The sequence below is a fragment of the Corallococcus sp. AS-1-12 genome (assembly GCF_020036995.1).
GTDB lineage: Bacteria > Myxococcota > Myxococcia > Myxococcales > Myxococcaceae > Corallococcus.
The window spans coordinates 209,752-222,344 of the sequence record NZ_JAIQDD010000012.1 but is presented as its reverse complement, the minus strand read 5'-3'; the positions used below and the strand labels follow the sequence as shown (position 1 = coordinate 222,344).

Below are 12,593 nucleotides of genomic sequence, written 5' to 3'. Positions count from 1 at the left end.
CCGGCCTCGTTTCGGTGGTGCTCACCGGGGATCGTTACGTCGCCTTTCTCGTTTCCACACCCTCTGTGACTACCTCCGCTTTCGCGGTGAGTTGGAGCAGCGGCTTCGCCTTCCACCGCTGATGGAGGCTCACGGGAAGTCATGATCCGGAAAGCGTTGGGCCTTGGCTGTGGGGTGTTGCTTCTGGCGGCGTCGTGCGCGAGAGACCTGGACTACCATCAAGAGTGTCGGTCGGATGGTGAGTGCAAGCAGGGCTTGATTTGCATGACGGGGTATACGGGGGAGCGCAGTTGCTCGTTGTTCGGTCGCTATCGCAGTTGTGAGCAGCCGTGTGCGCGGGACGCCGATTGTCCTGTTGGGTTTGAGTGTAAATTGATTCAGCCGGGGCCGGATCACTCGTCTTGTCGGAAAGAGTGGAAGTGAGAGCCGTGGTGTGAACGGGCGGTCGGCGTAGAGAAAGAACGGCGTTGCTTCCGCATCGAGCATGGCCAGCGCACCGAAAGGTGGGTCCGATGGACAGGTCCGTGGCACCCGTCTTGTTCCGCTCTCCGTTGCGAAGGCCCCAGGGCTGGTGGGCCTGGCTCTTCCTGTGTCTGATGGTGGCGGGCGCCGTGCTGCTCTACGCCGGCTTTCAAGGTGCGGCAATATCCACAGGTCTCCGTCTCCTTCAAGTCAGGACGTGTCTCCTCGTCGGAGGTGAGAACATGAAGCCCGAATGGCCTTTGCTGATGCTTCTGATTTTCCTTTCATCCTGTGCCGTGAGCCGTGGCTCCAAGATGGCCTCAGCTCAAGTTCAGGATGGAGGGAGCTGCAAGAGTAGCGCTGACTGCGAGGAGGCACTGGACTGCATGTTCTGGCCGCTGACAACACCGGGGTCGGCAGGTACGTGTCAGCGGACGTGCGAAGAGACTTCGGACTGCCCCAGCGGACAGGTGTGCGGCGGAGGATTTTATACCGATTCGCCGGGGTCTTTTTGCACGCCTCCGGGCGTCGACTGATGGAGATGCGTTCGTCCGGAGCCGGTGAACGGCATCGAGAATCACCTGCGCCGGGGGATCCCCCGGGACCTCCCTGACCGAGTCCTGCCGGTGGCCTTCACGCGCTGAATGGCGGAGCAGCCCTGCTCCCGGATGAACTCGGCCAGGGCCGCGATCGGATGGACCAGGAGGCGGTCGGTGGAGTCAGCCTGCGGAGGATGAAGGTCATGGCATCAGTGAGAAGAGAAGTCCTGGAGGTGGCTGGGGAGTTCGGCCTGCCTCTGGACAGGACGCAGCGCCTGGAGCCAGTACTGGAGCGTGCGTGGCGGTCATCGACGCACTTCGCGCTCATCCGGCGCGGAAGGATGCGGGTTGACGGCGCGGACGTCGTCGTGCCCACGCCAGAGTTGAAGCGCCTTCAGCATGACTTCGAGCGGATCCGGGTGGCGGCGGTGGAGTCCCGGTGGGTTTCGTCCTGGCCGGGGACGACCTCCGGCTCCAGTGCAGCGCTGTGGGTCCGGTGCCGGACGGATGGCGGCGTGCGCCTGCCCCTGAACGACGAGAGCCTCTGGAAGGGAATCGACGGCTGGGACGACTTCCAGTTGTTCGAAGGCCCCAAGCTGAAGCTGTTCGTCTGCAGCCATGAGGGGTTTGGCACCGTCTGGGGAAACGAGCGATTCTTTCGGGACCTGGGGATTTCTCCCGCGCGACAGAAGCATGAGACGTATGAACTGATTGGCGAACCCATGGCGCCTGCTGCCTGGTCACTGCTCATGCAGGGAACGCCCATTCCGTAGGACGGTCATGCGATTCGTGCAGCTTGTCTGGATCTTCGTCGGGGCGTACCTGAGGCCAGTGGTGATGCTCTTTCTCGTAAGCCTTCTGCCGGAAGGATGGTTGCGTTCGCGAGACGCGCTGGAGATTCCGTTTTGTCTGGTGAATGGCTTGGGTGGGGTCTGCGTGATGACTGGCGGCGAGAGAGTGATGAGTTCTCTGTCTGAGGTGGCATCGGGTGAGGTGAAGCCGTGAGTCGCGCATTTCTTCAGGCGGGCTTGGGTCTTGTCCTGCTGTGTGTTGCTGGTTGTGCTGGAAGCACCGCTGTGGCCTGTTATCAAGCCGAGTGGCCTTTGCCATCGGAGCTTGTTCGAGTGAAGTTGGCCCCAGGTGTCAGCGTGCTTGCGCCGCCTGTCGGAGCTGGCGGAGAAGGTTCCGCCAATGCAGCGGGATCATGGTGCCGGAGGGTGCAGTTCTCCAGTGATTGGCACAATGTGAAAGGCAGTTTGAGTTGTGCGTGGTTTTCTGGACGAAGCAATAGGGAACTCAGTGCCTCTTGGCACCCTGATGTTTTTGGGGAGCGTCAGTCGCAGAGTGAAAAAGTAGAGATGGTGAGGCGTGAGTTTGCATTGGGTGGAGATGGCGAAAAAGTGGTTGAATTGGGTTCGCCGTCGGTGGGGTTGGAGGTGCGAATTCGTTCTGGAGATAGCTTGATTGTCAGTAGGTTTGTTGTGAATGGGCGGGATTTGGTTATGCTTCAGACTGTGTCTGGTTGGGGGGCGGTGTTTTCTGGAGGGGAGCTGTTTTTGGATTCGTTGTCTGTTGGTGGTGAAGTTGAGCAGCAGCCTCTGCCGTCGAATTGACCGTGAGTTGATCCCCCGCAGGCAGGTTTCTTGGCGCCCCATGAGCCCCGCCCCCGGAAATCCGCCGGAAATACATCGAAATCGGGGACCCCTCCTCCCAGGTCAGGACGGGGTTCATCCTCCACCCATCCCGTGCTGAAACGGGGATGTCCATGGAAGGCCGACTGCTGCCGAAGAACTGCGGCGTATACTTCCCGGTGACGGATCACATCGGCAAGCCGGTGGTGATGATGGACGCGTCGAGGCGGGTGACAGGGGCTGCGGACACGGACCCCTTCGGGTACGTCAACCGGGTGGGCCACCACGCGGAGACGGCCCATCCGTGCGCGCACCGCACGTCCACGACGCTAGCGTCCTTCTCCCAGCAGAGGGAGACGGCGTCCGTCCAGGTGCGGATGCGCGCCCGATACCACGTGAAGACCGGAAAGGAATGAGGAGGCCTGCCTGACTCTTTTTGACTTGATGGTGGTCGCGGGGGCTGTTGGTGGGGCGGTCCTCGGTGCTCGCGGGGGGCACCATGTGGCAGGGATCGCGGTGGGCGTCCTGGGAGGAATGCTGGGACTGCTTGCCGGTGCATGGCTGGGGCGGCTGCCGCTCGCTCTCGGCCTTCGACAAATCTGGAGGAGGCTCTCGCGAGCCACTGTCCCGGAACTGGAGCGACAACTGGCGGAGGATTGCTTCCTTTCACATCTCATCCTGGCGGAGCTGAGCAGAAGGGGCGTGGACCTGGCTCCGTATGTGCCTCTGCTCCTGGAATGGATCCACTCCGATTCGCCGATGCGGCAGCAGTTCGGGCGGACCAGCCTCCAGATCTTCTTCCCCCAGCGAGCCGCGACACTGAAATGAAGACATCTGCCCGGTTGGGGATTATCGGCTTGCTGTGCTGGTTCGTGCCGTCGGTGGGCGTCACGGTCGCACTGGTTGGCTTGGGGCTTGGCGGAACCTTTTCGGCGGATTCGCACCCTTTCCCTGGGGATCCACCTCTCGTGGACATGCTCGCGGAGGTTGCGCTCTGCGGATGGGTGTTCATCCTGGTGGGGTGTTGTTTCTTCTTCATCGCCCGGAAGGAGTCCGACCGGATCGTCCAGCTCTGGCGACGGGTGCTCCCTCCCCTGACCCTGCTGTCATTGCTCGCGATGTCGCCGGCCCTTGCGAAGGTTGCCGGCAGGCATTGGGGGGAATGGGGCCACCTCAAGGCCGTGCTTCGGGACTACGCGCCCCGGGTTCGGGCATTTTCGAGCCGGGCTGATGGTGCCTTGTCGGAGGAGGAGTACGCGCGGGCGAAGGCGTGGTTGCTGGCTCAGCCCGTCACCTTCCGGTTCGAGACAGAACCGGAACCCGTCAGGATTCGCCTCATGAGGACCGTCCCTCCCTACCTGGGTGTCGATTTCGGAGACGGACAGAATGCGGTCTTCGATCCGGTGACGATGCTCTGCGTCTATTCGGATTGAGCCCCCCGGGACGGGGTCCCTCTGCATGGATCCGCCCCTCGGGGACTCTCTGTAAGGAGACGGGGTTCATCCTCCACCCACCCCGTGCTAAAACGGGAAGGTCCATGGAAGGCCGACTGCTTCTGAAGAACTGCGCCGTGTTCCGTGCGGACGGTCGCGTCCGCCACGGCATGGCCGTCGTGGTCGAAGAGGGCATCATCCGCCGCGTCGCCCCGGACGCCGAGGTGCCCGTGCTCCCCGGTGACTGGGAAGTGGCCTGTCGCGGCCGCCTCGTCGCTCCCGGGCTCGTGGACTGCCACTCGCACATGGTCAACGGGCAGCTTTTGCCCCCCAATGGCGACTTCCTCCTGCGCCAGCCCCGCTCGCGCCTGGACCGCATGCGCTCGGTGGCCAACCTCCTCACCGCCGAGGACGTGGAGGTCCTGACCCGCTTCGCCTCCGCCCGCGCGCTGCTCGATGGCGTCAGCCTCGTCGTGGACCACCTGTCGTGCCCCACCGACGTCGCCGGCGGCCTGGAGGCCCAGGCCCGCGCCGCGAACACGCTGGGCATCCGCCTCGTCACGTCCCACTCCACGCACAGCCTGGACGGCGCGGACGTGGCCCACGCCCAGGCGGACGCCAACGCCGACTTCGTCCGCCGCTACCGCGAACACCCCCGCGTCCGGGGCGCGCTCGGCTTCCACGCCTCCTACACGTGCGAGGACTCCCTCCTGTCCCGCATCTCCGGGCTGCGCCAGGAGCTGAACGCGTCCGTCGTGTTCCACCTGGCGGAGAACGAGGACGACCTCTCCACCACCTACGCCACGCACGGCCGCCGCGTCGTGCCCCGCCTGGACGCGCTGGGCCTGCTGGGCCCCCACGCCATCGCCGGCTACCCGCGCGCCGTGGAGCGCTCCGAGTCCGAGCGGCTGGCCGCCTCCGGCACCTTCATCGCCCTCACGCCCCGCGCCACCCGCTCCATGGACCGCGCGGCCGAGTCCGCCGACGGCGCGCTGTCCAGCCTCCACCTCGTGGGCCTGGGCACCGGCGGCCATGGCACCCTCCAGGAGGAGCTGGCCGGGGCGCTCGTCAGCATGCTGTCCCTGGCGCGCTCCGGCCGCATGCCGGACCTGGATGACTCGCTGGCGCACCTGTTCGTCAGCGGCCCCGCGGAGCTGTGCACCCGCCTGTATGGCAAGCCGTCGGGCGGGGTGGACGAGGGCAGCATCGCGGACCTCGTCGTCTACGACGCCATCCCCGCCGCGGACCCGGAGACGGGCTACTCGCCCTTCCTCCTGGGGCAGCTCACCGCCGCCCGCGTGGCGTGGACCATCGTGGATGGCCGCGTCTGCGTCCGCGAAGGGCAGCTCCTGGGCAGCGACTTCGTGGACCTGTCCCGGGACGCCGCCGCCGCGCTCGCCCGCGTCTGGTCCCGCGCGCGGCTGGGTTCGTAGGGTAGAAGGGGCGCGTGAGTGCCCTGCCTCCCCGCCTCGTGGACCTGCTGCGTGCCTCCCGCGCCCGCCGGGGTCCGCTGCTCTCGGACCCCGCCACCTCCGCCTTCCGCCTCCTGAACGGCGCCGCGGACGGCGTCCCCGACGTGACCGCAGACCTCTTCGGCGACGTCGTCGTGGTCAGCCTCTACCGCGACCTGACCGACGCGGAGGAGACCGCGCTGCTCGACGCCGCCGTCTCCGCCTGGACGCCCCGGAGCGTCTACCTGAAGCGCCGTCCCCGGGAGGCGCGCGTGCTCGCCAACGTGGCGAAGGACGCGCTCGCCCCGGAGTCCGCCGCGCGGGGCGAACCCGTGGAGGACTTCGTCGCGAAGGAGAACGGCCTGTCCTTCCACATCCGCCCCGGACAGGGCCTCTCCGTGGGCCTCTACCTGGACATGCGCGACACCCGCGCGTGGCTCCAGGCCCAGGCCTCCGGACTCACCGTCCTCAACCTCTTCGCGTACACCTGCGCCTTCGGCGTCGCCGCCACCGCCGGGGGCGCGAAGCGCGTGCTCAACATGGACGCCAGCCGCCGCGTGCTCGAGTGGGGCGAGGAGAACGCGCGCCTCAACGGACAATCCGTGGATCGCTACGACTACGTGGCTGGCGATGTCTTCGATTGGCTCGGGCGGCTCGCGAAGAAGGGGGAGTCCTTCGATGTCGTGGTCGCGGATCCCCCGTCGTTCTCCACCACCAAGACGACCCGCTTCTCCGCCGCTCGCGACTACGCCCGGCTGGCCGAGGCCGCCGCGAGGGTGGTGGCCCCCGGGGGCCGCCTGGTCGCCTGCTGCAATCTGGCGGGACTGCCCTCGCGCCGCTTCGAAGCGATGGTGCTGGAGGGCGTGACGCGGGCTGCCAGGAATGGGAAGGCAGTCGGGTCGCTCGGCCCCTCGGGGCTCGACTTTCCAACACCTCCGGGGGAGGAACCGGCACTCAAGGTGCACGTCGTCCAACTTCGTTAGCGCCTCCGGGCGGGGCGCGGCTACATTGCTTCCATGGCTCCCGCCGCCTCCTCGCCTCCGCGCGATGCGTTCCGCTTCGGCAACTACCGGCTCATTGATCGGATCGCCGTGGGGGGCATGGCGGAGATCTTCCTCGCGCACCAACTGGATGCCAGCGGTGACGAGACGCCCATCGTCATCAAGCGCATCCGTCCGCATCTGTCCAAGCACGCGGCCTTCGTGAAGATGTTCCTCAACGAGGCGCGGCTGGCCGCCCAGCTCAACCACCCCAACATCGTGCAGATCCACGACCTGGGGAAGATCGTCGACAGCTACTTCATCGCCATGGAGTACGTGTCCGGCCGCGACATGCGCCGCGTCGTGCCCAAGGCCGAGTCCCTGGGGATTCCCTTCCCCATGGTGTACGCGCTGAAGATCGCCTCCTGCGTCTGCGCGGGCCTGCACTACGCGCACCAGAAGAAGGACCGCTACGGCAACCCGCTCAACATCGTCCACCGCGACGTGACGCCGGAGAACATCGTCGTCGCGTTCGACGGGTCGGTGAAGGTGCTCGACTTCGGCATCGCCAAGGCCGCCAACCAGGTGGAGGAGACGCGCTCGGGGGAGATCAAAGGCAAGCTCAGCTACCTGTCCCCGGAGCAGTGCCTGGGCCGGCCGCTGGACTGCCGCAGTGACATCTTCTCGCTGGGCACCGTCCTCTACGAGTGGCTCACCGGCTTCAAGCTCTTCACCGGCGACTCCGACGTCGCCGTCATGCGCAGCATCACGGAGGCGAAGATCTACGCGCCGTCGTACTTCCGCGAGGACCTGCCGGAGCGCGTGGAGGCCATCCTGATGCGCGCGCTCGCCCGCGACCGAGAGCGCCGCTACCAGACGGCGCTGGAGATGCAGCGCGACCTGGACGCCTTCCTGGAGTCCTACGACTTCACGCCCACGCCGCTGCACCTGGCCAACTTCGTCAAGCAGCTCTTCGAGGACGAGCGCCCGCAGGAGCTGAAGCGCCTGTCCACGCGCCAGTCCTCCGCGCCCACGTCGGAGATGGCGCTGGAGGTGGCGGAGGTGGTGGCCTCCGTGGACGGCCCGCCCACGGAGGCCATGCGCCTGGACGACCTCCCCGCCACCGAGCCGCGCCTGCTCGCGCTGCCCCTGGACCCCGCGCTGTACGAGAAGCTGGAGGCCCAGGCGCGCAAGGCGAACGTCTCCCTGGCGAAGCTGGCGGCGGATGTGCTGGAGGGATGGCTGAAGTCGCGTTGAACCGCGTGCCCCTGCTCACCCCATGCCCCGGCTGAAGCTGACGCTCGAATACGAAGGCACCCGCTACGTGGGCTGGCAGGTGCAGCCCAACGGCCCGTCCATCCAGTCCACGCTCCAGGACGCGCTCCAGAAGCTGCTGGGGGAGCGCGTGTTCGTGGCCTCCGCGGGCCGCACCGACGCGGGCGTGCACGCGACGGGGCAGGTGGCCTGCTTCGACACGCCGCGCGTGCTGCCGATGAAGGCCTACACCATGGGCCTCAACGGCATCCTCCCGCCGGACATCGCGGTGGTGGCGGCGGAGGAGGTGGCCGCGGAGTTCGACCCGCGCCGGTGGTCGCGCGGCAAGCGCTACCGCTACCGGGTGAGCAACCGGCGCACGCGGTCCCCGCTGCTGCGCACGACGCACTGGGAGGTGTTCGCCCCGCTGGACGTGGAGGCCATGCGCCGCGCGGCCCAGGTGCTCGTGGGCCGGCATGACTTCTCCGCGTTCCGCGCCGCGGACTGCCAGGCGAAGCACGCGGTGCGCGAGATCCGTCAGGTGCGCGTGGAGGGCGCCTCCGGCGACACGGTGGCCTTCGTGGTGGAGGGCACCGCGTTCCTCAAGCACATGGTGCGCAACCTGGTGGGCACGCTGGTGGAGGTGGGCAAGGGCCGCCGCCCCGAGGCCTGGGTGGCCCAGGTGCTGGCCTCGCGCGACCGCAAGCAGGCCGGGGCCACCGCACCACCGCAGGGGCTGGTGATGGAGGAGGTCTTCTACGGCGACGGCCCGCCTCCTCGCTCGGCGGGGGACGCGGCTGTCGGGGAAGAGGACGAAGGGTGAGATTGCGCTAGGCTTTCGGGCCGTGAGCTCCAAGCCTGGTGTCCTCGAACCCCTGCGCGTCCGCGTCCGACGCTTCCAGTTCATCGTCGGACTGGGTTTCCTGTCGCTGGTGGTGGGCGCGATGCTCAGCGTGTCGCTGGTGCTGCGCCTGCACGCGCGGGTGAACGCGCTGCCGTCCGACCTGCTGCGCATCCCGGTGGCGGTGGTGCTGGAGGACCTGTGGGTGCTCGCGGTGCTGCCGGTGCTCTGCTACGGCGCCGCGCGCATCGTCGCGCTGCGCACGTGGACCACCGCCGTGGGGGCCGCGCTGTCCGGGGGCGTGTTCGTCATCGCGCTCAACTTCGTGCGCGACGGCTTCGAGGGCCTCGCCACGGGCTGGAGCTTCGCGTCGGCGCTGCGGGTCGTGGCCTTCGTGGGCGGCATCCTGCTGAGCGCCCGGGCCATCCGCGCGGGCCGCGCCGCCGCGGAGAAGGGCTCCGCCGCAGCCGAGGCGAAGGCCGCCGCCCGCAAGTCGGAGTACGACGCGTTCCTCAAGGCCGCCGAGGCTGGCGGCGCACGCCTGGAGCAGCGCGAGGGGGGCGCCGCCGCCGAGGCTCCGGCTGCGTCCGGGAGCGGGCCTGTCGCGGGAGACTCCGCCGCGCCCGAGGGGAGTGCTTCCCCCCCGGGCGACGTGCCGAAGACGCCCGCGGCCTGAGGCCCTACGGGTAGCAGGCCGCCTGGCGCAGGCCGGTGTCCTCGGGGAAGCCGAGGGCCACGTTGAAGTTCTGCACGGCCTGGCCGGCCATGCCCTTCACCAGGTTGTCCAGCGCGGCCATCACCGCCACGGAGCGGCCCTTCGTCGCCACGGAGATGTCGCAGAAGTTGCTGCCCGCCACCGCCGCCACGCGCGGCGTGCCCTCCACGATGCGCACGAACTTCGAGCCCTCGTAGTAGCGGCGGTACTTCTCCGTCAGCGACTGCGTCACCACCGCGCCGCCGTGCTCCGGCCACTCGAACTGCACCGTGGCGAAGATGCCGCGCACCATGGGCGCCGAGTGCGGCACGAAGGCCAGCCGGTGCCGCTGCGCGCCGTGCGCCACCAGCATCACTTCCACCTCCGCCTCGTGCTGGTGCTCCAGCGGCTTGTACGCGCGGAAGTCATGCGCGCGCGTCGGGTGGTGCGTGCCCTCGCCCGGCAGCGAGCCGGAGCCGGAGGAGCCCGTCACGCCCGACACCGCCAGGAGCCCCAGCCCCGGCGTGGCCGCGATGGGCAGCAGCGCCAGTTGCACCGCCGTGGCGAAGCAGCCCGGGTTGGCGATGCGCTTCGCCGTCTTCACCTGCTCGCGCTTCCACTCCGTGAGGCCGTAGGTGAACGTGCCCAACAGCTCCGGGGACGGGTGCGGCCGGCCGTAGGCGCCCGCGTACCGGCCCGGGTGGTCCAGGCGGAAGTCGGACGACAGGTCGACGAGCAGCATCCGGTCCGTGAGCCCCGCGTCCGCCCACTGCTTCTCCAGCCCGGCGAACTGCGTCGCCAGGTCGCCGTGGCCCAGCGCGCTGAACACCACCGGGCGCTGCGAGTCCGCCAGCCAGCGCCAGTCCGGCTCCGCCTCGAAGCGGCCGTCCACCAGGCCGCGCAGGTGCGGGTGCACCTTGTGGATGGGCGAACCCGCGTGGTGCCGGGACACCACGCGGACACCGGCGTTGCCGGGGTGGCCCGCGAGCAGCCGCAACAGCTCGCCTCCGCCGAAACCGGAGGCCCCCAGGATGTAGATGTGCGCAGGCGACGTCATGACTTCCTCCCCGCTCCCAGCTTGGGCGCGAGCTTCTCCACGATGAGATTCCCCAGGGCGTTCGGATCCGCGCGCGCGTTGCGAGCGGGCAGCCCCACCACCTGCTCCACGAAGCGCACGCCCACCGCGTTGTCCGTGGCGGGCCCGGCCACCATGTCCATCTCGATGCCGTACACCTCGCGCAGGTGCCGCACACCGCCGGCCGCGCCCACCGGGTCGTTCGCGCACAGGATGAACGCGCCGCCCAGCGCCTTGAGCTCCGGGTCCGCCAGGATGGCCTGCACGCCGTACTCGCCCATGATGCCGTCGCCCGTCTCCGCGACGATGACGTCCACGTCCTGGGCCGCCATCTCCGAGAAGACGATGCGCGCCACCTTGGACGCCGTGCGCGCGCCGGTGCACACGACGCCCGCGTCGGTGAAGTCCATCACCACGTCCGCGCCGCTGTCCTGCATGGACAGGGTGTCACGCATCAGCGACACGCCCGTGAGCTTCGCGCCGCCCACGCGGTAGCCCGCCTGGGAGAGCTTCCGCACCACGACGCTGGCCGCGTACGTCTTGCCCGCGTTCATGCAGGTGCCCACCACGTACACCACCGGGCACGTCACCGCCCGCGACGTGCCCTTGAGCGCGCCGGTGGAGATGTGCGCGTGCTGGCCCGCGCGCGACTGGAACTCCGGGAAGGTGAGGACCTGGCCCAGCACCTCCGCCTCGAAGGGCGCGCCCACGCCCGGGTTGTGCGACGTGCACTTCCCGATGACGCCGCCCATGTTGAGGATGTGGAGCCGGTCGCCCACCGTGACGGACGTGGGCACGACGCCCTCGTAGCCGTGCAGGGCGTTGCGGTGGCCCAGCGCGCCCACGACGATGTCGCCCGCGTGGAGCGTGACGAGCCGGCCGTTCACGTCCTCCAACTGGTTGTAGACGCTCTTCTCCCCGTGGATGCGCACCGCGATGACGGCGCCCTCCTCGCACTTGACCTCATCCGTGAGGTGCACCGTGCGCCCCACCTGGAGGTTGCGGGTGACACTTCCCACCTTGTCGACGTGGATCTTCATGTCGTCACTTCGCTTTCTGCGAGAGCATCTGCGCGACGCCGTAGAGCTTGGCGAACCCCGCCGCCTCCGTCCCCGTCCACAACACGTTGGCCTCTCCGTACGTGGCCACCTTCGCGTCCATCAGCGAGTGCGGCGAACGCACGCCTTCCACGACGTGGGCGCGCGGGGTGAGCACCAGCTTCACCTCGCCCGTCACGCGGTCCTGCGAGGAGGCGAGGAACGCCTCCAGGTCCTTCACCAGCGGGTCGAAGAAGTGCCCCTCGTGCAGGAGCGACCCGTACAGGTTGCCCACCGTCTCCTTCCAGAAGAGCTGCTTGCCCGACAGCACCAGCTTCTCCAGCTCGCGGTGCGACGCGATGAGCAGGTGCGCCGCCGGGGCCTCGAAGCCCACGCGGCCCTTGATGCCCAGGATGGTGTCGCCCAGGTGCACGCCCCGGCCGATGCCGTACGGCCGCCCCAGCGCGTTGAGCTTCTCCACCACGTCCACCGCGGACATCGCCTGGCCGTCGAGCGCCACCGGCACGCCCTTGTCGAAGGAGATGACGAGCGGCCGGGGCTTCAGGTCGGTGGGAATCTCTCCGCCCGGGAAGGCCGCCTCCGGCAGCGTGCTCCACGAGTCCAGCGTCTCCCGGCCGCCCACGGACGTGCCCCACATGCCCTCGTTGACGGAGTACGTGCCCGTCTTCGCCGGCAGGTGGAAGCCGCGCTCCGCGAGGAAGGAGATCTCCTGCTGCCGGGAGAGCGCCAGGTCGCGGATGGGGGTGATGAGCTGCAACTGCGGCGCGAGCGTGCGGAAGGCCACGTCGAAGCGGACCTGATCATTCCCCGCGCCGGTGCTGCCGTGGGCCACGGCCTGCACGCCCAGCTTCTCCGCCATGCGCACGGCCTCCACGGCCTGGCAGGCGCGCTCGGCGGAGACGCTCAGCGGGTAGAGCTGGCCACGCAGGACGTTGCCCGCGATGAGGAAGCGCAGGTAGCCCTGGAACAGGGTGTCGCGCGCGTCCACCGTGTGGTGCGCCACCGCGCCCAGCTTCTGGGACAGGGCCTGGATGCGCTCCAACTGCTCGGGCGGGAAGCCGCCCGTGTCCACGGTGACGGTGGTGACGTCCCAGCCCTGCTCGCGCAGGTACACCGTGCAGAAGGCGGTATCGAGGCCGCCGGAGAACGCCAGCACCACGGACTTCTTGCTCATC

The 12,593-nt window shown here is 68.5% G+C and carries 13 protein-coding genes; 10 read left to right on the top strand and 3 right to left on the bottom strand.

Annotation, left to right across the window (positions count from 1 at the left end):
• The first annotated feature begins 1,195 nt into the window (after positions 1-1,195).
• From K8556_RS21190 to K8556_RS21145, 10 genes are all read left to right on the top strand, one after another.
• Positions 1,196-1,774, top strand: coding sequence for a hypothetical protein (locus K8556_RS21190; protein WP_223741884.1), 579 nt, complete (start codon positions 1,196-1,198; stop codon positions 1,772-1,774).
• Between the two features lie 7 nt (positions 1,775-1,781).
• Entirely contained in the window at positions 1,782-2,006 is a 225-nt protein-coding gene (locus K8556_RS21185; protein WP_223741883.1) for a hypothetical protein, read from the top strand.
• Between the two features lie 212 nt (positions 2,007-2,218).
• Complete coding sequence (locus K8556_RS21180) at positions 2,219-2,614, top strand: hypothetical protein (protein WP_223741882.1); 396 nt, start codon at positions 2,219-2,221, stop codon at positions 2,612-2,614.
• A 152-nt stretch (positions 2,615-2,766) separates the two neighbouring features.
• Positions 2,767-3,048, top strand: a complete 282-nt coding sequence (locus tag K8556_RS21175; protein WP_223741881.1) for a hypothetical protein — start codon at positions 2,767-2,769, stop codon at positions 3,046-3,048.
• A gap of 408 nt (positions 3,049-3,456) precedes the next feature.
• A complete protein-coding gene (locus tag K8556_RS21170) occupies positions 3,457-4,065 on the top strand; it encodes a hypothetical protein (protein WP_223741880.1) in 609 nt (202 codons plus the stop codon).
• Positions 4,066-4,169: 104 nt separating this feature from the next.
• Positions 4,170-5,498 carry an amidohydrolase family protein gene (locus K8556_RS21165; protein WP_223741879.1) on the top strand — a complete coding sequence of 443 codons (1,329 nt, stop codon included), beginning with the start codon at positions 4,170-4,172 and terminating at the stop codon, positions 5,496-5,498.
• Positions 5,499-5,512: 14 nt separating this feature from the next.
• Positions 5,513-6,499, top strand: a complete 987-nt coding sequence (locus K8556_RS21160) for a class I SAM-dependent rRNA methyltransferase (protein ID WP_223741878.1) — start codon at positions 5,513-5,515, stop codon at positions 6,497-6,499.
• Positions 6,500-6,532: 33 nt separating this feature from the next.
• Complete coding sequence (locus K8556_RS21155) at positions 6,533-7,753, top strand: serine/threonine-protein kinase (RefSeq protein ID WP_223741877.1); 1,221 nt, start codon at positions 6,533-6,535, stop codon at positions 7,751-7,753.
• A gap of 22 nt (positions 7,754-7,775) precedes the next feature.
• Positions 7,776-8,573, top strand: a complete 798-nt coding sequence (gene truA, locus K8556_RS21150) for a tRNA pseudouridine(38-40) synthase TruA (protein ID WP_223741876.1) — start codon at positions 7,776-7,778, stop codon at positions 8,571-8,573.
• A 22-nt stretch (positions 8,574-8,595) separates the two neighbouring features.
• On the top strand, positions 8,596-9,267 hold the full coding sequence (locus tag K8556_RS21145) for a hypothetical protein (RefSeq protein ID WP_223741875.1): 672 nt from the start codon (positions 8,596-8,598) through the stop codon (positions 9,265-9,267).
• A gap of 4 nt (positions 9,268-9,271) precedes the next feature.
• Here K8556_RS21145 and argC read toward each other — a convergent pair whose 3' ends face one another.
• The 3 genes from argC to argG are packed head-to-tail and all read right to left on the bottom strand — an operon-like array spanning position 9,272 to position 12,592.
• Positions 9,272-10,342, bottom strand: coding sequence for an N-acetyl-gamma-glutamyl-phosphate reductase (gene argC, locus K8556_RS21140; protein WP_223741874.1), 1,071 nt, complete (start codon positions 10,340-10,342; stop codon positions 9,272-9,274).
• Positions 10,339-11,400, bottom strand: a complete 1,062-nt coding sequence (locus K8556_RS21135) for a DUF1611 domain-containing protein (protein WP_223741873.1) — start codon at positions 11,398-11,400, stop codon at positions 10,339-10,341. The genes argC and K8556_RS21135 overlap by 4 nt, the downstream gene beginning before the upstream one ends.
• A gap of 4 nt (positions 11,401-11,404) precedes the next feature.
• Entirely contained in the window at positions 11,405-12,592 is a 1,188-nt protein-coding gene (gene argG / locus K8556_RS21130) for an argininosuccinate synthase (RefSeq protein WP_223741872.1), read from the bottom strand.
• Between the last annotated feature and the right edge of the window lies 1 nt (position 12,593).

Excerpts from the sequence above, each read along its gene's own strand:
- K8556_RS21190 (WP_223741884.1), top strand. The coding sequence starts at position 1,196 with ATGAAGGTCATGGCATCAGTGAGAAGAGAAGTCCTGGAGGTGGCTGGG.
- K8556_RS21185 (WP_223741883.1), top strand. The coding sequence starts at position 1,782 with ATGCGATTCGTGCAGCTTGTCTGGATCTTCGTCGGGGCGTACCTGAGG.
- K8556_RS21175 (WP_223741881.1), top strand. The coding sequence starts at position 2,767 with ATGGAAGGCCGACTGCTGCCGAAGAACTGCGGCGTATACTTCCCGGTG.
- K8556_RS21170 (WP_223741880.1), top strand. The coding sequence starts at position 3,457 with ATGAAGACATCTGCCCGGTTGGGGATTATCGGCTTGCTGTGCTGGTTC.
- K8556_RS21165 (WP_223741879.1), top strand. The coding sequence starts at position 4,170 with ATGGAAGGCCGACTGCTTCTGAAGAACTGCGCCGTGTTCCGTGCGGAC.
- K8556_RS21155 (WP_223741877.1), top strand. The coding sequence starts at position 6,533 with ATGGCTCCCGCCGCCTCCTCGCCTCCGCGCGATGCGTTCCGCTTCGGC.
- truA (WP_223741876.1), top strand. The coding sequence starts at position 7,776 with ATGCCCCGGCTGAAGCTGACGCTCGAATACGAAGGCACCCGCTACGTG.
- argC (WP_223741874.1), bottom strand. The coding sequence starts at position 10,342 with ATGACGTCGCCTGCGCACATCTACATCCTGGGGGCCTCCGGTTTCGGC.
- K8556_RS21135 (WP_223741873.1), bottom strand. The coding sequence starts at position 11,400 with ATGAAGATCCACGTCGACAAGGTGGGAAGTGTCACCCGCAACCTCCAG.
- argG (WP_223741872.1), bottom strand. The coding sequence starts at position 12,592 with ATGAGCAAGAAGTCCGTGGTGCTGGCGTTCTCCGGCGGCCTCGATACC.